This is a genomic window from Pseudomonas sp. PvP027, from assembly GCF_017833005.1.
Taxonomy (GTDB): Bacteria; Pseudomonadota; Gammaproteobacteria; order Pseudomonadales; family Pseudomonadaceae; genus Aquipseudomonas; species Aquipseudomonas congelans.
On sequence record NZ_JAFIBK010000001.1, the window covers coordinates 2669677 to 2688100 of the forward strand.

Annotated in this window: 14 protein-coding genes and 1 pseudogene; 7 read left to right on the top strand and 8 right to left on the bottom strand. The window is 60.5% G+C overall.

Annotated elements, in window-relative coordinates; all coding sequences use genetic code 11:
- Positions 1–19: 19 nt before the first annotated feature.
- Positions 20–1108: a tRNA epoxyqueuosine(34) reductase QueG gene (gene queG / locus JOE33_RS11250; protein WP_054994401.1), complete on the top strand. Its 1089-nt coding sequence runs from the start codon at positions 20–22 to the stop codon at positions 1106–1108.
- Positions 1109–1219: 111 nt separating this feature from the next.
- Here queG and JOE33_RS11255 read toward each other — a convergent pair whose 3' ends face one another.
- Together JOE33_RS11255 and orn are read right to left on the bottom strand one after the other, a co-directional pair.
- Entirely contained in the window at positions 1220–1831 is a 612-nt protein-coding gene (locus JOE33_RS11255) for a trimeric intracellular cation channel family protein (RefSeq protein WP_010439894.1), read from the bottom strand.
- 96 nt (positions 1832–1927) lie between these two features.
- Positions 1928–2464, bottom strand: a complete 537-nt coding sequence (gene orn, locus JOE33_RS11260; RefSeq protein WP_187625056.1) for an oligoribonuclease — start codon at positions 2462–2464, stop codon at positions 1928–1930.
- Positions 2465–2572: 108 nt separating this feature from the next.
- On the opposite strand from orn, the gene rsgA reads away from it, so the two are divergent.
- Positions 2573–3604: a small ribosomal subunit biogenesis GTPase RsgA gene (gene rsgA / locus JOE33_RS11265; RefSeq protein WP_003317188.1), complete on the top strand. Its 1032-nt coding sequence runs from the start codon at positions 2573–2575 to the stop codon at positions 3602–3604.
- Between the two features lie 60 nt (positions 3605–3664).
- Here the strand turns inward: rsgA and motB are convergent, their stop codons facing one another.
- The gene (gene motB / locus JOE33_RS11270) at positions 3665–4705 is read right to left on the bottom strand and encodes a flagellar motor protein MotB (RefSeq protein ID WP_096140718.1); all 1041 of its coding nucleotides are present in this window, start codon (positions 4703–4705) and stop codon (positions 3665–3667) included.
- A 3-nt stretch (positions 4706–4708) separates the two neighbouring features.
- Entirely contained in the window at positions 4709–5560 is an 852-nt protein-coding gene (motA, locus tag JOE33_RS11275; protein ID WP_005736865.1) for a flagellar motor stator protein MotA, read from the bottom strand.
- A gap of 207 nt (positions 5561–5767) precedes the next feature.
- Between motA and JOE33_RS11280 the strand changes: the two genes are divergently transcribed.
- The 4 genes and pseudogenes from JOE33_RS11280 (at position 5768) to JOE33_RS11290 (ending at position 11227) form a co-directional block, all read left to right on the top strand.
- Positions 5768–7303, top strand: coding sequence for an HDOD domain-containing protein (locus JOE33_RS11280; protein ID WP_187625055.1), 1536 nt, complete (start codon positions 5768–5770; stop codon positions 7301–7303).
- A 45-nt stretch (positions 7304–7348) separates the two neighbouring features.
- Positions 7349–8161, top strand: a pseudogene (locus tag JOE33_RS25790) (rhodanese-like domain-containing protein); the annotation flags it as partial.
- A gap of 162 nt (positions 8162–8323) precedes the next feature.
- Positions 8324–9187, top strand: a complete 864-nt coding sequence (gene asd, locus JOE33_RS25795; protein WP_240009359.1) for an archaetidylserine decarboxylase — start codon at positions 8324–8326, stop codon at positions 9185–9187.
- Between the two features lie 255 nt (positions 9188–9442).
- Positions 9443–11227 (top strand): hypothetical protein, encoded by a 1785-nt coding sequence (locus JOE33_RS11290; RefSeq protein ID WP_054994372.1) that lies wholly within the window; start codon positions 9443–9445, stop codon positions 11225–11227.
- A gap of 66 nt (positions 11228–11293) precedes the next feature.
- On the opposite strand, the gene serB is transcribed toward JOE33_RS11290, so the two are convergent.
- The gene (serB, locus tag JOE33_RS11295; RefSeq protein WP_003431946.1) at positions 11294–12508 is read right to left on the bottom strand and encodes a phosphoserine phosphatase SerB; all 1215 of its coding nucleotides are present in this window, start codon (positions 12506–12508) and stop codon (positions 11294–11296) included.
- A gap of 130 nt (positions 12509–12638) precedes the next feature.
- Between serB and JOE33_RS11300 the strand changes: the two genes are divergently transcribed.
- On the top strand, positions 12639–14180 hold the full coding sequence (locus JOE33_RS11300) for a histidine kinase (protein WP_187625053.1): 1542 nt from the start codon (positions 12639–12641) through the stop codon (positions 14178–14180).
- Between the two features lie 616 nt (positions 14181–14796).
- Here the strand turns inward: JOE33_RS11300 and JOE33_RS11305 are convergent.
- From JOE33_RS11305 to JOE33_RS11315, 3 genes are all read right to left on the bottom strand, one after another.
- Positions 14797–15492, bottom strand: a complete 696-nt coding sequence (locus tag JOE33_RS11305; RefSeq protein WP_032615424.1) for a PqiC family protein — start codon at positions 15490–15492, stop codon at positions 14797–14799.
- Between the two features lie 183 nt (positions 15493–15675).
- Positions 15676–17931: a DNA topoisomerase IV subunit A gene (gene parC / locus JOE33_RS11310; RefSeq protein WP_187625052.1), complete on the bottom strand. Its 2256-nt coding sequence runs from the start codon at positions 17929–17931 to the stop codon at positions 15676–15678.
- A 10-nt stretch (positions 17932–17941) separates the two neighbouring features.
- Positions 17942–18421, bottom strand: coding sequence for a TIGR02281 family clan AA aspartic protease (locus tag JOE33_RS11315; RefSeq protein WP_161632433.1), 480 nt, complete (start codon positions 18419–18421; stop codon positions 17942–17944).
- Positions 18422–18424 lie beyond the last annotated feature (3 nt).

Below are 18424 nucleotides of genomic sequence, written 5' to 3' on the forward strand. Positions count from 1 at the left end.
CCCCGGTTTCTCTCTGCGCATGTCCGCTATTACTGCTGTACTTCCAACTTCCGATGATCTTGCCGCCCTTGCCGTCTCAATCAAGGCGTGGGGGCGTGAGCTGGGCTTTCAGGAAGTCGGGATCAGCGGCCTGGACCTGGCAGAGCACGAGCAGCACCTGCAACGCTGGCTCGATGCAGGCTATCACGGGGAAATGGACTATATGGCAGCCCATGGCAGCAAACGTTCCCACCCGGATGAGCTGGTGCCGGGAACGCTGCGAGTGGTGTCGCTGCGTATGGATTATCTGCCGGGCGACACCGAAATGGCGCAACGCCTGACCGAACCGGAAAAAGCCTATGTCTCACGCTACGCGCTGGGCCGTGATTATCACAAACTCATCCGCAAGCGCCTGCAACAACTGGCCGAGCGTATTCAGCAGGCCATCGGGCCGTTTGGCTTCCGGGCCTTCGTGGACAGCGCGCCAGTGCTGGAAAAGGCCATCGCCGAACAGGCCGGGCTGGGCTGGATCGGCAAGAACACGCTGGTGCTCAACCGCAAGGCAGGCAGCTTCTTCTTTCTTGGCGAACTGTTTGTCGATATCCCGTTGCCGGTCGACGCACCTCATGCAACCGAACATTGCGGGCGCTGCACGGCCTGTCTGGACATCTGTCCGACGGCGGCGTTTATCGGGCCTTACGTACTGGACGCGCGGCGCTGCATCTCTTACCTGACCATCGAGCTGAAGACGGCGATCCCCGAAGAGCTGCGGCCACTGATCGGCAACCGGGTGTTCGGCTGCGACGATTGCCAGATCGTCTGCCCGTGGAACCGCTTCGCCCGCCCCACCGAGCAGAGCGACTTTCAGCCGCGCCACAATCTGGACAACGCGGGGCTGGCCGAGTTGTTCCTTTGGGATGAAGAGAAATTCCTCGGCAGCACCGAGGGCTCACCACTGCGCCGGGCGGGTTATGAACGCTGGCTACGCAACCTGGCGGTGGGGCTGGGCAACGCGCCCTCCACCATCCCGGTGATCGAGGCCCTGCAAGCACGGCGCGACTACCCGTCGGAACTGGTCAGGGAACATGTGGAATGGGCGCTGCAGAGGCATGGCGTGGCGCCGCTTTAACCCTGCAGCGCGGCGCAGACGTGTGACGCGGAGCGTCACGAAAGGCATTCCCACGCTGGAGCGTAAGGAACGATAATTCTCCAACTATCGTGCCTACGCTATGCGCCTGCCTCAAGGCTCGTCTTTATAGACAAACTTGGGCATTTCCCAGCGGAAACGAATCGCCAACAGGCGCAGCAGCAGGCCGCCGAACAGGGTGATCAACACCGCCTGCTCGTTCGGCAACTGCAGGTACTGGCACAGTAGAAAACACCACGCGGCCAGAAAAGACACACTGGCGTAAAGCTCGCGGCGGAAGATCAGCGGGATATCGTTGCAGAAGATGTCACGCAGGATGCCGCCGAAAACCCCGGTGATCACGCCGCACACTGACGCGATCAGCACACCGTGTCCGGCCTCCAGCGCGGTCATGCAGCCGATCAGGGTAAAGGCCACCAGCCCCAGCGCATCGAGCACCAGAAACAGTGAGCGCAGGTGACGCATCAATGGCGCGATGAAGATCGTCACCAGCGCCGCCACACTGGTCAGGACCAGATATTCCGGGTGCTTGACCCAGGTCAGCGGGTAATGACCGATCAGCACGTCGCGGACCGAACCGCCACCCAGCGCAGTGACGCAGGCGATCAGCACCACGCCGAACCAGTCCATCCCGCGCCGCCCCGCAGACAGGGCTCCCGTCATGGCTTCAGCAGTGATAGCGATCAGATAAAGCATCAGCAACATGGCGGCGACTCTGCGACAAAGGCGCGCAGTCTAACCAGCCGACCAACGCACTGAAAGAGTGCAGCGAAGATTATTCACTGCACGCGCCAGTCTCGATCAAACCTTGATGAAGTGCTCACGATAATAGCGCAGCTCGGCAATCGACTCGCGGATGTCATCGAGCGCCAGGTGCGTGCTGCCTTTCTTGAATTTCAGCTCGGGGGACCAGCGCGCAGCCAGTTCCTTGAGGGTCGAGACATCCAGGTTGCGGTAGTGGAAGTAGTTTTCCAGCGCCGGCATGTGGCGATACAGGAAGCGGCGATCCTGGCAGATGCTGTTGCCGCAGATCGGCGAACTGCGCTCTGGCACCCACAGCTTGATGAACTCGAGGGTCTGCGCCTCCGCCTCAGCCATGCTGACAGTACTTTCCCGCACGCGCTGGGTCAGGCCCGAACCGCCGTGCTGGCGAGTGTTCCACTCATCCATTTTCGCCAGCGTCTCGTCGCTCTGATGCACAGCGATCACCGGGCCTTCGGCCAGGGTGTTCAGCTCACTATCGGTGATGATCGTGGCCATTTCGATAATGACATCGGTATCAGGGTCAAGACCGGTCATTTCCAGATCGATCCAGATCAGGTTCTGCTTGTTCTGCATGTGTCGACTCCTCAGCGTAGGCGCGCAGTTTAGCTCACCCTGCCGTGCTAGACTCCTGCCGATCAATCGTACTGCCTAATTCATCGGTTACATCACATCGGAACACCCATGGCCAAACGCCAACTCAATCGTCGTCAGAACTGGCGCATCGAAAAAATTCAGGGCGAGCGTGCTGCCCGCGCGGCAAAACGCGAGTCCGCTACGCTTGAAACACTCGAGGGTGGCGACCTCGGCCCCGAGCAGACGGGCCTGGTGATCGCTCACTTCGGCGTACAGGTCGAAGTCGAGGCTCAGGAAGGCGAAGCGACCGGTCAGGTCTTTCGCTGCCACCTGCGCGCCAACCTGCCTGCACTGGTGACCGGTGATCGCGTGGTATGGCGCGCCGGCAATCAGGGCATTGGCGTCATCGTCGCGCAACTGCCTCGCACCACCGAACTGCGCCGCCCGGATTCACGCGGCCAGCTCAAGCCCGTGGCTGCCAACGTCGACCTGATCGTGATCGTCTTCGCGCCGATGCCCGAGCCGCATGCCAACCTGATCGACCGCTATCTGGTGGCCGCCGAGCATGCCGGGATTCGTCCGTTGCTGCTGCTCAACAAGGCCGATCTGATCGACGAACAGAATGCGCCCGCGCTCAACGCGCTGCTGGCGGTCTACCGCACGCTGGGTTATCCGGTGCTGGAAGTCTCCGCGCACCACGGTGACGGCATGCAGAGCCTGCAAAGCCAGCTTGACGGGCACATCAGCGTGTTCGTCGGCCAGTCCGGTGTCGGCAAGTCCTCGCTGGTCAACAGCCTGTTGCCGGAAACGGACACTCGGGTCGGCCCGCTGTCCGAAGTCTCCGGCCAGGGCACACACACCACGACCACCGCCCGCCTGTTCCACTTCCCGCGCGGCGGCGATCTGATCGACTCGCCGGGCATCCGTGAATTCGGCCTGGGGCACGTCAGCCGTGCTGATGTAGAGGCAGGTTTCATCGAGTTCAACGATCTGATCGGCACCTGCCGCTTTCGTGACTGCAAGCATGACCGCGAACCGGGCTGCGCCCTGCTCAAGGGGCTTGAAGACGGCCGCGTGCAACAGCAGCGCATGAACAGCTACCGCTCGATCATTGCCAGCCTGCCGCAAGACAGCTACTGAGACCGAACGCCGCACGCAAAAACGCCGCGATGATCGCGGCGTTTTTGTACCCGTGGCAGCTCAGTTCTGAGCCGGCTCGACCCGCAACTTGCCATCGTCAAAGATGTTCAGCTTCTGCCGGATCTCGTGCGGCTGGGCGTAGGCCTGCGGATCGGGCGGCGCAGTTGTCGAAGCACCCGGAGCAGCAGGCACCGCCGGTGTCGCCGGCAATGGTGCTGCCGGCGTGGCTGGTGTGGCTGGCGCACCACCGGAGTTCTGATCGCCCTCGATGCGATGCTGGGCCTTTCTGGTCAGTACCACGATATCGATGCGGCGATTGATCGGGTTGGTCGGGTTCTGGTGGTCATAAAGAGCAGACGACGCATACCCCACTACCCTGGCCACCTGTGAATCCGGATACGTCCCCGCTACCAGTGCGCGGCGTGCAGCGTTGGCACGGTTGGCCGACAGCTCCCAGTTGCCGAACCCGCCACTGCCCACGAAAGGCGTCGCATCGGTATGGCCACTGATACTGACCTTGTTCGGCACACTTTTGATGGTGTCAGCCAAGGCCAGCAGAATGTCTTCGAAATAAGGCTTGAGGCGCGCACTTCCCGAGTCGAACATCGGCCGGTTTTCAGCATCCATGATCTGGATACGCAAGCCGTCCTGAGTGATCTCGAACAGAATCTGGTCCTTGAATTTCTGCAGTTGCGGATTTTCCTGGACCTTGTTCTGCAATTCCTGGAGCAGCATCTCCAGACGCTCCTGCTCCACCGCTTCAGCCTTGGTCTCGGCAGTTTCCGCCTCGATCGGCACAGTATCCGGCGATGGCGTAGTCTTTACCTCAGGGTTCAGCGTCTGGTTCGGCGACATCTCCGGCGAACCGCCCAGATCGATCACATACGGCGAACCGCTGTCCGAGAAACCGACCGGGTCCTTGAAGTACCCGGCGACCGCGAGCAACTGCTCGGGGGTAGCAGACGACATCAGCCACAGCACCAGAAAGAACGCCATCATCGCGGTCGCGAAGTCGGCAAACGCGATTTTCCAGGCACCGCCGTGATGTCCGCCACCAAAGCGCTTTACGCGCTTGATGATAATCGGCTGATTATTTTCCATGACTTAGCGACCGCGAACCGCTTGTTCCAGCTCGCTGAAGCTGGGGCGATGCAGCGGATAGAGAACCTTGCGGCCGAACTCGACAGCCAGCGAAGGCGGCATGCCGGAGGCCGAGGCCACCAGCGACGCCTTGATGCTCTCGTAGACGTTCATTTCTTCCTTGGCATCGTGCGCAAGGCTGGTGGCCAGAGGACCGAAGAAACCGTAGGCCGCGAGAATACCGAAGAATGTGCCGACCAGCGCCGCACCTACGTGCATACCGATCGCAGCCTTGTCGCCCGAACCCAGCGATGCCATGGTCACCACGATACCCAGTACCGCAGCCACGATACCGAAGCCGGGCATACCGTCGGCGATACCGGTAATGGCGTGGGATGGATGCTCGAGCTCTTCTTTCATGCTCAACAGTTCCATGTCGAACAGACCTTCCAACTCGTGGGGGGCCATGTTGCCGGACGACATGATGCGCAGGTAGTCGCAGATATACGCAGTCATGCGCTCATCCTTGAGGACACCCGGGTATTTGGCGAAGATCGGGCTGGAGGCAGCGTCTTCGATATCGCCTTCAATCGCCATCATGCCTTCGCGGCGGCTCTTGTTGAGGATTTCGTAGACCAGCCCCAGCACTTCGAGGTAATAGGCATGAGTGAAGCGCGTACCGAACATCTTCAGCGACTTCTTGAACACGTGCATGAACATGTAGCCAGGGTTGGCCTGGAGGAACGCGCCCAGTGCAGCACCGCCGATAATCAAGACCTCGTAGGGCTGGAACAGCGCCATGATCTTGCCATGGGAGAGCACATATCCGCCGAGGACACTTGCGATAACGACAATGATGCCGATGATTTTAGCCATAGGAAAAAATACTTTACTGAGTCGGGTTCAGGGACAGTCCGGAAGTTGTTGAATCTCTTCTTCTCCTTATCGGCCTAACTGGGCGAGACTATAGCCGGTTCTTTTGAAAAACCCATTTATCCGCCTCCGTAAAAGGAGGAAAATGGCCTCAGCGCCCCGTACACTGGCGATTTCCCAGCTTAGATAATCAGCCGCACAGGCCCTCGAATGCCGACAGAACACGCAGCACATCACCTCGTTCCGAAGACGCTGGATGCCTGGGTCAAACTGCTTGACGGCATCGCGTTGCCGGTCCCTGCCGTAAATCATGGGCACGTCCGCGCCGCACTGAACGACAGTCGTCGCTCGCTGCGTGAAATCGCCGAAATGATGCAGGAAAGTCCTGCGCTGGTGCTGAGCGTGATGCGCGAGGCCAACCATCACACCCATGGTTTGACCGAGCAGGCCGAGAGCCTCGAAATTGCGATCAACCGCCTGGGTCTGGCGCGTACCGAAGTCCTTCTGGGCCGTTTGCCGGCCAAACCGCCCGAAGACATTCCTGCGGCCTATCGCCAACTGATTCTGGTCAGCCAGCACGCCACGCAACAGGCCAACGGCCTGTTTGCCAGCCGCCTTGCGCGACTCTGGCAGGACATCCACATGGGCAGCTTGCTGTTTCTGTCGCCGCTGTGGCCGATGGCGCTGGCCTATCCGAAGCTGCTTGAAGAACTGGAACTGCGGGTTATTCACAAAGGCCACTCCAGCGTTGCCGTGGAAAAAGAGCTGTTTGGCGTCAACCTGCTGGAATTGTGCCTGGCACTCGCCGAGTTCTGGCGCCTGCCGATTTGGGTCACGCGCGGTTATAAGCTGTTGATCAACGAGCGACGCGATCTGGCCAAGGCGCTGCGCATCGCCCGCGAAGAACACAGCCCGCTGCACCAGCAACAACTTATGGACGACAACCCCAACCTGCGACGCTGGCTGAATCAGCCAGCCAATACCGTGTTGTTGGGCAATGGCCTGGCGCTGGCCGCGCAAAATGCCTGGAACAGCCCGCACTGCCTGCGCTGGAAACGGCTGACCAGCCTGTACCTGCAACAGTCGATCAGCGAAGTACAGCAACAGGCGCACCAGAATGCCGCCAGCAGCGCACGCATCCATGCGGAAAAAGACATCTGGCACCCGGCCGAATCGCTGATCTGGCCGTGGGACGCGCGCCGTGTAAGGCGCGACAATGAACCTGCACCACCACCATCGGCCGACGCCCTGCAACTGTGGCGCAAGCAATGCGCCGAGCTGCTGCAGGATCCCAGCCCGTTCATCAACGCCATGCACCTGACCACCTCGGCGCGCGACGCCTTCATGTCGTGCGGCATGGAGCGGGTCATGCTGCTGATGCTGGACAAGACCGCGACTGTGCTGCGCGTCAATCAGACTGCGGGACTGCCGAAGGATGCCGCGGCCTTGCAGCTGTTCATCAAGGAAAGCACCGTGCTGCAACGCCTGCTGACCCAGCCGACGCAGTTACGCATGACGCCCGCCAACAGTGCGCAATTTGCCGCCCTGCTGCCGCCGCAGCTGAAAACCCTGTTCAGCGGCCAGCACTGGCTGATTCGCTCGCTGAGCAACAACGGCAAAGTGATGCTGCTGGTGGTCGCCGACCAGGGCGGCGGGGCCTTGTCGGAAATTTCCGTTCAGGCATTCGGAAAAACCGCGCAATGTATTGAACGGGCACTGGGCATCTTTAGTCATCGCAAAGCATGAGGCCTGGCGTACAATTCGCCCCTTTCCTTTCATCGGAGGCTGCAAATGTCCGCATTCACTGGCTTGTCGCTGGTCATCGAACCCAACGATCTGCTTGAGCGTCTAGACGCCCCGGAACTGATCCTCGTGGATCTGACCAGCAGCGCTCGCTACGAAGCCGGGCACATTCGCGGTGCCCGCTTCGTCGATCCGAAACGTACACAACTGGGCAAGCCTCCTGCCCCCGGCCTGCTGCCCGACACTGCGAGTCTTGAGCACTTGTTCGGCGAGCTGGGCCACAACCCCGACGCCGTCTATGTCGTCTACGACGACGAAGGCGGCGGCTGGGCCGGGCGTTTCATCTGGCTGCTGGATGTCATCGGCCACAGCCGTTATCACTACCTGGACGGTGGGCTGCTGGCCTGGGAAGCGCAATTGCTACCGCTGAGCACTGACGTTCCGCCTGCTGCCGATGCCCCGGTAACGCTGACGCTGCACGACGAACCTACCGCCACGCGTGAGTACCTGCAAAGCCGTCTGGGCGCCGCCGACCTGGCGATCTGGGATGCCCGCGCGCCAACCGAGTATTCGGGCGAGAAAGTGGTCGCAGCCAAAGGCGGACACATACCCGGCGCCGTCAATTTCGAGTGGACGGCGGGCATGGACAAGGCGCGCAACCTGCGTATTCGCCAGGACATGCCGGAGATCCTTCGCGACCTGGGCATCACACCCGACAAGGAAATCATCACTCACTGTCAGACCCATCACCGCTCGGGCTTCACCTATCTGGTGGCCAAGGCGCTGGGCTATCCAAGGGTCAAGGCGTATGCCGGCTCGTGGGGTGAATGGGGCAATCACCCGGAGACACCGGTAGCCGTGCCGGATGTGGCCGCCGCGCCGGCCGAGGCAGTCGAGGTTGCGCAACCCGCCGCGCCTGCTCAGCCAGCCCCAGCACCAGCCGAACGCGTCGAACCGGTCCGCGCCACCGAACCGGGACGGACCTCACAGAAATATTCAGGACACTCATCCTCAGGACCTTCAATGAAAGACCGCTTGTTCATCATCAGCCAGTACCTGCTGCCGCACCACCTGCTGTCCCGACTGGCAGGCTGCGTTGCCGAATGCCGCGTACGCTGGTTCAAAAACGCTTTCACCGCGTGGTTTGCCCGCCGTTATCAGGTGGACATGTCGCAGGCACTGGTCGAAGACCTGACGTCCTACGAGCACTTCAACGCGTTCTTCACACGGGCATTGAAAGCCGACGCCCGCCCGCTCGATACCACACCGGGCGCGATTCTCTCGCCAGCCGACGGCGCCATCAGCCAGCTGGGCCCTATCGACCACGGCCGGATCTTCCAGGCCAAGGGCCACAGTTTCAGCGTGCTCGAACTGCTCGGGGGTGATCCCAAGCTGTCGGCGCCGTTCATGGGCGGCGAGTTCGCGACCGTCTACCTGTCGCCGAAGGATTATCACCGCGTCCACATGCCACTGGCTGGCACGCTGCGCGAAATGGTCTACGTACCGGGCCGCATCTTCTCGGTCAACCAGACCACGGCCGAAAACGTACCCGAACTGTTCGCCCGTAACGAGCGAGTGGTCTGCCTGTTCGACACCGAACGCGGCCCCATGGCCGTAGTACTGGTGGGCGCGATGATCGTGGCGTCTGTCGAAACGGTATGGGCCGGGCTGGTCACGCCGCCCAAGCGTGAACTGAAGACGTTCAGCTACGACGAAGCGTCGCGTGCACCGATCCACCTGGAAAAAGGTGCCGAAATGGGTCGGTTCAAGCTGGGCTCTACCGCCATCGTGCTGTTCGGTCCAGGTCAGGTGAAATGGGCTGAACAACTGACCGCTGGCTCCAAGGTTCAAATGGGCCAGGCACTGGCTGTTCCGGCCCAGGCATGATGGCGGCCTGAGCCTCGATGCATGAGTGTCCGATGATGGACAGTGGCGCTCATGCAACGTGCCGCCGGACTATAATGGCTTAGAGCCATATTTTCTGCGAAGCGATGTCGATACTGGTAAAGTCGCCCGATCAATGCTGTAGGATACTTCGCACTTTCATGGGCGTATGCTCGGCAAACCGCGGGTGCGCGATAACCTCGCCCCCCCTATGAAGCCATCGTCCGGGCCAGTGAGTTGTTGGAGTTTGCCTGTCACATGAGTAATTTTAGCCTCCCTCTGCTATTGCGTGCCCCCACGCCGACGCAGTCGAGCCTGACATTCAGTGAAGCCAATCCCCGCGACCTCAAACGCTGGATCTCCAGATTGCCCAAGGCAAACCTCGGAGAAATGGCGCGCCAGCTCTATCAAGGGCTGACCGAGCTGAACCAGTTGATCACCCCGAGCGAAAACCGCCTGCAACTGCTCGAGCTATTGCGACCCGAGGTGTACTTCGTCTGCAAGCACCTCGAACGCCACTTTCTCAATCAGGCCATTGTGCTGGACGAGCGACCACGCAAGGTTGCCAACCTCTGCCAGGCACTGCAAAACCATCTGGCGACCGGTTACAAACAGATCATTCAGCAAGTCGCCCCACGCTACACCCGAGATCAGGCAGGGCTGTTCAGCACTGCACTGCAACGAGCATTACACGGGCTCAACGGACCGCTGATCCGCGCCAATCAGCTCTACTGCCCCGTTCAGGACGGACTGTGGCTCGAACTGCATCAGATCTACCAAATTGCCCGTCAGTACCAGTTGCACAATACGCCGGTCGAAGAACCCCTGGCCCATCACAGCAAAGTGCTGAGCGTGGAACAGACCTACGTGATCGCGCTGCTGATGGGCTGTTCGCGCTGCAATCAGATGCGTCAGTTGAACATCGGCAAACTGGCCGACGCGCTGGAGGCCTGGAGCCCGCTAGTCAGACTGCATTCGCCCGCCACGGAAAGCAGCCTGTTCGCCCTGGACCCGACAGTCGACAAACCGCCGCTGTATCGCACCCTGTTCAACGACGAACAATCTCCACGGCTGCTGGGTATCAATACCTTCGCGCTGGCGGAAGCGATCAATCAGTACCTGGCCCTGCCGGATGATCAGCGCACGCCCTCGCCGCTGCTGATTCCAACCGGTATCAACACTGACCTGCTGCAACATCTGGCGGTCGCCTGGGGTGATGTGGCCGAACGCACCTTTCAACGCACTCCCGGCAAGGGCACGTTGAAACTGTGCATCGGTATGAGCGCGCTGCATTTCTATGTCGCCGGCCAGAAGTCGTTCAGCGAGCTGTTGCAATTGAACAGCGCCACCAGTGCAGCGAGTTTTTCGTTGAAGATGGCCAATGATGACGCAGACGATCCGTGGGCCTCTGCTTTTGATACTCAGCGCGGCAAGACCTCATCCGTCCTGCTGCCCTACGAAGAGATCGAATACCCGAAAAACGACGGCGACAGCGAATCGCTTTCCAACGGCCAGCATACGTTTCCGACTTTCGACCTGAATATCGTCAACCACAGCCCGGGCGGTTACTGCCTGGCATGGCAGAAGGACGTGCCTCAGCAGTTGCAAGCTGGCGAACTGGTGGGCATTCAGGATGACGCAGGCCAGGGCTGGAGCATTGCCATGGTGCGCTGGATCCGTCAGGTACGCAGCGGTGGTACACAGATGGGGATCGAACTGATCGCCCCGTTTGCTCAGCCGTGCGGCATGCAGCTTATTCGCGAACAGCAGAACAGCCAGTACCTGCGAACCCTGATGCTGCCGGAAGTTCGCGCCATGGAAAAACCGCCCACCGTGCTTGCACCGCGCCTGCCGTTTCAGGAAGGCAACAAGGTAATGATCAATGTCGGTGGTGAAGAGCGTCGCGCCTCACTGAGCAACCGGCAGGTCAGCAGCGCCAGTTACAATCAGTTCGAGTATCAGATGTACGACGCCCCCAAAGCCGCCGAGAGCGAAAAGACCAGGCCGGATCAGGAATTCGATTCCTTGTGGGGCACGTTGTAGCGATCACTGCGGCAGCCGCCGCGATTTGCCCCCTGCCTTCAGGGGCAGACCACGATGGACTGAGCGTCAGCGCTTTCCTTCGCGATCGCGGAATCCCAGCAGATACAGCACGCCGTCGAGTCCCAGCGTCGAAATGGCCTGTTTGGCCGATTGCTTGACCAGTGGCTTGGCGCGAAACGCGACACCCAACCCGGCAATGGCCAGCATCGGCAGGTCATTGGCACCGTCGCCGACCGCGATGGTCTGCTCCAGGCTCAACCCTTCCTTGTGGGCCAGTTCGCGCAACAGATCGGCCTTGCGCTGCGCATTGACTATCGGCTCGACCGCTACGCCGGTCACCTTGCCGTCAACCACTTCCAGCTCATTGGCAAAAACGTAATCGATGCCCAGCTTTGCTTGCAGCTGCTTGGCAAAATAGGTGAAGCCACCCGACAGAATCGCCGTCTTGTAACCCAGCCGCTTGAGCTCGGAGAACAGCGTTTCAGCGCCTTCGGTCAGACGCAGAGACGCGCCGATTTCATCCAGCACGCTCACATCGAGACCCTTGAGCAGGGCCAGGCGCTCCTTGAAGCTTTCGCTGAAATCCAGTTCGCCGCGCATGGCACGTTCGGTAATCTCGGAAACCTGCTCGCCGACGCCTGCGGCCTTGGCCAGCTCATCGATGACTTCGGCCTCAATGAGGGTCGAATCCATGTCGAACACCGCCAGGCGCCGATTACGGCGGAACAGCGAGTCCTGCTGGAATGCGATATCTACGTTGAGATCCTGAGCAACCGCGAGGAATTCGGCCTGCATGGCCTTCGGGTCGGCAGGCTCGCCGCGTACGGTGAACTCGATGCAGCCCTTGCCCTTGTCGGCCGGGGTGTCGAGCGGCATGCGACCGGACAAACGATCGATCTGATCGATATTCAGGCCGTACTTGGCAGTGATAGCGCTGACACACTGCAATTGCTCGGCCGTGACCTTGCGGGTCAGCAGCGTAACGATGTGACGCGCCTTGCCCTGGCCTTCGACCCAGTGCTGATAGTCGGTTTCGGACACCGCAGTGAAACGGACTTGCTGATCCAGTTCGTAGGCGGTGAACAGGATGTCCTTGAGCACCGAGGATCCCTGCACGGTATCCGGAATTTCAACCAGGATGCCGAACGACAGGGTGTCGTGGATCACCGCCTGACCAATATCGAGAATGTTCACGCCACCCTGAGCGAGAACGCCGGTGATGGCTGCAGTGAGACCGGGACGGTCGACACCAGTGATGTTAATCAGGACGATTTCGCGCAAGGCGCACCCCCGCAGTGGAAAAAAACCGCATTCTAACCACATTCAGTGACCACCGGGCACAGGCAGCGCTTTGCCGCCACTGGGTCGCTCGTTATACTGCGCGACAACTTCACCGAAAGAGCCGTGCTCTGTGAACCGGCCCACGCCCGTTAAAACCGATAATTTCTTCCTGCTCATCTTTCGTGCCCTGCGTCATCGCCGTGTACCGATCGCTTTGCGCATTGCCAGCCATAACGTGATCCTGGTCGCTTTGGCGCTGGTGATCTACGCCGGTGTCATGGGCCTGCAGTTCAAGCAGGCCATGCATGAACAGGCTGATGCGCTGGGGCAGGCCCTGACCACACAGACCGCCACCTCGGCTACCGAGCTGTTGGTGTCCAACGACATCCTCAGTCTCAACGTGCTGCTGGGCAATCTGGTCAAGAATCCACTGGTAGCGCATGCCGCTATCTACAGTGTGGATAACCGCATCCTCGCGGAGGCCGGTCAGCGCCCGAAAAACGGGCTTCTGGGGGAAGCTCAGGGCCTGTATGAAATCAAGATCACGTTCCAGGACGTGATGGCAGGCCATCTGCGCATCAGCCTCGACATGTCGCAGTTCCAGCAGCCGATGACCATCAGCCTGCAGAGCATGGGCATTCTGGCCGGTATCCTGCTGGCGCTGGCGCTGGCATTGAGCCTGCGCCTTGGCCGTCACATCTCCACGCCATTGATGCAGATGCGTATCTGGCTGCGCGATATTGACCCGTACACACCAGCCACTGATCGCCAGGATGAAATCGGCGATCTGGCGCGGCAGCTGCGCACCTCCTTCGCGCCGCCGGTGCCGGAGCCAGAACCGCTGCCCGAGCCCGAGTATGAGGGCGAGGAAGACGACAGCGAAGATCCTTATCTGGAGCCGGAAGAGAAGCCTGCGCCACCGGTTTCGGCACGCAACAGCGAAGCAAAACCGCGCTTGCCGGCACCACCGGTGCAGCGTCGCATCGTTGCCGAGGAAGATGAAGACGACGATGAGGATCCGTTCGCCGATCTGCGCGATCACTCGGAAAACTCGCAAGCCGTTCGCCCGGTGTCTGCCTCGGTAGCGCCGGTCGAACCGCACAACAGTGCAGTGCTGGCCGTGCAGCTGGGTGCGCAGGATCAATTGCGCCGCCTGCCGCGCGCACGCTTGACCGAATTGCTGCAACGCTACCGCGACTGCCTCGATCAGGCTGCGTCATTGTATGAAAGCGAGCTGCATACGCTGAATGACGGCAGCACGCTGATGCTGTTCCACAGTCACGAAAGCGGTGATGACTACCTGACCAACGCAATCTGCTGCGGTGAGCTGTTGCGCGCACTCAGTCACGCCTTGCAGATCGAGGTGGCCGACAGCGGTATCACCTTGCAACTGCAACTGGGCCTGACGCTGGGCGAAGGCTTGAGTGGTCTGAGCCAGATCGACCTGTTGCTGACTGAAACGGCGCAGGACGCACTGGCGCTGTCTCAGCACAGCCGCAACCTGCTGTTGGTCGAACGCCGCATCAACGACGACCCGTTGATCCGCCAACGCGCCCGCATCCGCCCGATCGCCAGCCCGGAAGGCGCCTGCTGCGTAGAACGCCTGATGGAGCCCTACCCGTCGATGCTCGAACGCCAGCTGGCGCGCATGCACGAGTCCAACAAGGCCTGATCGCCTCCTCCGCTCACTCCTCCCTCGTGCCCATGCTCTGCATGGGCACGCCGCTCTGGGCGCTCGGCGTCCTATCCTGACTGATCTGGTCCGGCGCAATTAGGTGACGCAGAGCGTCACGAACTGCATTCCCACGCGAAGCGTGAGGAACGATAGGTGTCCACAAGATCACCACCGTGCAGTTGCTCCAGCGCAGGCATGCCGCCCCGGAGTGTGAGTAACGATAGGTGCCCGCAAGATCACCATCGTGCCCATGCTCCGCGTGGGCATGCCGTTCTGGACGCTCTGCGTCCTATCCTGACCAGCCTGACCCGGCACAAACAGGTGACGCAGAGCGTCACGACCTGCATTCCCACGCAGAACGTGAGGAACGATAGGCGTCCGCAAGATCACCACCGTGCCGCTGCTCCAGCGCAGGCATGCCGTCCCGGAGTGTCAGTAACGATAGGTGCCCGCAAGATCACCATCGTGCCCATGCTCCGCGTGGGCATGCCGTTCTGGACGCTCTGCGTCCTATCCTGACCGTGCAGCACGTCAGGAACGCCTGGGTGTGAGAACCAGAGAAGAGCGCCCAACAAAAAGCCCGCATCGCTGCGGGCTTTTTGTTGGGCCAATCCTAGAAGCGGAACACTTCAAGATCGGTGCGTATAGGGGAAGCCAGTGGAATTCTTGGCTTGTCAGGCTCTTTGGCCTTGGCGACAGGCGTTTTCTTCGGTTCCTCGAGCGCCTGCCAGGAAATCGGCTTGATCGCCGTGCTGACCTGATCAGCCAGGCGCTGCAACAGCATGCCCTGGGCCTTGACCTGATCGGCAGAGCTGCCGGCATGGACTTGTTCAAGGTGGACAAGCCGGCTGTCACGGACATGGCCCTTGCGGTCCAGAAGTCGCCATTGCGCGTCCAGCACCGCGGGCTGTTTGGCACCGGAATCCAGGCGGGTGATGGACAGCACGACCTGAACATCGGGCGTGAAGCTGGCCGTCGCAGGCGCCATGACGACGCGCTGGCTGTCCAGCTTCCAGGCCAGCTGACGCAAGAGCAACTGGTCGATATCCGAAGACAGGTTACCCGCCCAGCGTCCATCGGACGAGGCAGTCAAGGTACCGTCAGGCTGGCGTTGCAGCAGGGTTTCGCGTTGCAGATAGTCGGCCACCGAAACAGGACCCAGCAATACTGCCAGACCACTACTCTGTTTCGGCTGACCAGGCTCACCACTATCGAGCTGATAAAGCGCGGTCGGCTGGTGCACACTGCAACCAGCCAGACCCAGAACGCCAGTCATCAGCAGGATCAAGGGAAGGCGTAGAAAATTCATCGTCCCATCCAGGTGGCCGTCCAGAGACAGGCCACAGTATTAGTACTTTCAAGACCCATGCAGGCACTGAGCCACGCATGCACCCCAAGACCCCATATCATCCGTGAATATGCATTATGACTCCAGCGATTATGCATCGTACTTCATGGCAAAACGAAGAACCTTGGTGCCAGATCAATGTTTTCAGCTATTTTCCACCAATAATGCATCGACCCTCTGGAAGCCCCTTGGCAGTTTATTGCCACGTCTGCCGCGCTCACCCTTGTAATGTTCGAGGTCTTCTGGCTTCAGCGACAGCGTTCGTTTACCCGCCTGAAGTACCAGCGTAGCGCCTTGTCCGATCACTGCAAGATCAGTCACATACTCTTCACGACTGGCTACCCGCTCACCCGGAATACCGATGATCTTGTTGCCCTTGCCTTTACCCAACTGCGGCAAATCGCTGATCTTGAACACCAGCAGGCGGCCTTCGGTGGTCACCGCCGCCAGCCAGTTCTGCTCACGATCGGGCACAGGGCGAGGCAGGATGACTTTCGCCCCCGCCGGCAGGCTCAGCAGCGCCTTGCCCGCCTTGTTCTTGGCTTGCAGGTCTTCGCCTTTGACGACAAAACCATAACCGGCATCCGACGCGATCACGTACAACGCATCATCTTCCGGCAGCAATACGCATTCGAAGGTCGCGCCTGGTGGCGGTTGCAGCTTGCCCGTCAGCGGCTCGCCCTGGCCTCGCGCAGACGGCAGGGTGTGAGCCGCAACCGAATAACTGCGCCCGGTCGAGTCGATGAACACGGCGAACTGATTGGAGCGGCCGATGGACGAGGTCTTGAAACCGTCCCCCGCCTTATAGGAAAGCCCGGTAGCATCGATGTCGTGGCCCTTGGCACAGCGTACCCAGCCTTTTTCCGACAGGACCACAGTCACCGGCTCGGTGGGCATCAGTTCGTTTTCAGACAGCGCCTTGGCTTCAGCACGCGCAACGATGGGCGAACGACGGTCGTCGCCATAGGTTTCAGCGTCGGCGATCAGCTCGGCACGCACCAGCTTGCGCAGCTTGGACTCGCTGCCCAGCAACGCCTGAAGCTTGGCCTGCTCTTTGCGCAAGGCGTCCTGCTCGCTGCGCAGTTTCATCTCTTCCAGACGCGCCAGCTGACGCAGGCGGGTGTCTAGGATGTAGTCGGCCTGAATTTCCGACAGATCGAAACGCGCGATCAGCTCCGCCTTCGGATGCTCGGCGGTACGGATAATGTGAATCACTTCGTCCAGATTCAGGTAAGCCGTGAGCAAACCGTCCAACAGGTGCAGACGATGCTCGACCTTGTCCAGACGGAATTGCAGACGGCGACGCACCGTACCGATACGGAACGTCAGCCATTCGCCGAGCAGCGTCTTGAGGTTCTTGAGCTGCGGCTTGCCATCCAGACCGATGATGTTGATGTTCACCCGGTAACTGGATTCCAGCTCGGTGGTCGCGAACAGATGCTGCATCAGTTCGTCCATCTCAACCCGATTGGAGCGCGGGATGATCACGATACGGCAAGGGTTTTCGTGGTCCGACTCGTCGCGCAGGTCGGCAACCATCGGCAACTTCTTGGCCTGCATCTGCGCGGCGATCTGTTCCAGCACCTTGGCACCGGACACCTGATGCGGCAGTGAGGTGACGATGATGTCGCCATCTTCGATGCGATAAACCGCGCGCATGCGCACCGAGCCACGCCCGGTCTCGTAGATTTTCAGCAGGTCGGCACGCGGCGTGATGATTTCCGCTTCGGTCGGATAGTCCGGCCCCAGAATGTGCTCGCACAGCTCGGGAACCGTGGCCTTGGGATCGTCCAGCAGACGAACGCAGGCGCTGGCGACTTCGCGCAGGTTATGCGGCGGCACATCGGTAGCCATACCGACGGCAATGCCGGTAGTGCCATTGAGCAGGATGTTCGGCAAACGTGCCGGCAACACCGCGGGCTCGTCCAGGGTGCCGTCAAAGTTCGGCACCCAGTCAGCGGTGCCCTGGCCCAATTCACTGAGCAGGACTTCCGAGTAGCGCGACAGACGCGCCTCGGTGTAGCGCATGGCCGCAAAGGATTTGGGATCATCCGGCGCACCCCAGTTGCCCTGCCCGTCCACCAGCGTGTAGCGGTAGCTGAACGGCTGAGCCATCAGCACCATCGCCTCGTAACAGGCCGAGTCGCCGTGCGGGTGGAACTTGCCGAGCACGTCGCCGACGGTGCGCGCCGACTTCTTGTGCTTGGCGTCGGCACCCAGGCCCAGTTCGCTCATCGCGTAGATAATGCGTCGCTGAACAGGCTTCAGGCCATCACCGATATGCGGCAAGGCACGGTCCATGATCACGTACATGGAGTAGTTGAGGTAGGCCTGTTCGGTGAAGTCAGCCAACGATCGGCGTTCTACACCATCCAGGCTGAGGTCAAGGGAGTCGCTCATGCGGGCCTCATTATTTCGTTGACTGGCGCAGCAGCAAATTGCCGCCACGCTGTGTGAATTCGAGTTGTTTCATTGCGCTCATACCCAGCAGCACCTGTTCACCGTCCAGACCGGGTGCCACCAGGGCACGCACATTGGTCAGGACGATATCGCCCAGTTGCAAGCGGTCAAGCGTGGTCCGAAAACCCTGACTGTTGCCATTGGCCGTGCTGACCGTGACCGGAAAGCCACGCTTGAGCCCCAGACGGTCAGCCATATCACCGGGTACGGCCACATCGGTCGCCCCGGTGTCGATCATGAACTCCACTGTCCGACCGTTGATCTGGCCGGTGGTGACGAAGTGCCCCTGACGATTACCTGCCAGCTGCACTTCTATATAGCCGTCACCGTGTTGCGAGGTAACCACGGCATTGGGGTTCTGCTGCCTGTCTTCCCAATCGCCGAAAAAGCGCGTCGCGAGAAACAGACCGGCCGCCCAGGCCATGATCATCAG

Coding starts and splice junctions, on each gene's coding strand:
- JOE33_RS11290 (WP_054994372.1), top strand. CDS start 9,443: ATGAGTAATTTTAGCCTCCCTCTGCTATTGCGTGCCCCCACGCCGACG.
- JOE33_RS11255 (WP_010439894.1), bottom strand. CDS start 1,831: ATGTTGCTGATGCTTTATCTGATCGCTATCACTGCTGAAGCCATGACG.
- JOE33_RS11280 (WP_187625055.1), top strand. CDS start 5,768: ATGCCGACAGAACACGCAGCACATCACCTCGTTCCGAAGACGCTGGAT.
- asd (WP_240009359.1), top strand. CDS start 8,324: ATGAAAGACCGCTTGTTCATCATCAGCCAGTACCTGCTGCCGCACCAC.
- queG (WP_054994401.1), top strand. CDS start 20: ATGTCCGCTATTACTGCTGTACTTCCAACTTCCGATGATCTTGCCGCC.
- JOE33_RS11315 (WP_161632433.1), bottom strand. CDS start 18,421: ATGATCATGGCCTGGGCGGCCGGTCTGTTTCTCGCGACGCGCTTTTTC.
- motB (WP_096140718.1), bottom strand. CDS start 4,705: ATGGAAAATAATCAGCCGATTATCATCAAGCGCGTAAAGCGCTTTGGT.
- orn (WP_187625056.1), bottom strand. CDS start 2,464: ATGCAGAACAAGCAGAACCTGATCTGGATCGATCTGGAAATGACCGGT.
- rsgA (WP_003317188.1), top strand. CDS start 2,573: ATGGCCAAACGCCAACTCAATCGTCGTCAGAACTGGCGCATCGAAAAA.
- motA (WP_005736865.1), bottom strand. CDS start 5,560: ATGGCTAAAATCATCGGCATCATTGTCGTTATCGCAAGTGTCCTCGGC.
- JOE33_RS11305 (WP_032615424.1), bottom strand. CDS start 15,492: ATGAATTTTCTACGCCTTCCCTTGATCCTGCTGATGACTGGCGTTCTG.
- parC (WP_187625052.1), bottom strand. CDS start 17,931: ATGAGCGACTCCCTTGACCTCAGCCTGGATGGTGTAGAACGCCGATCG.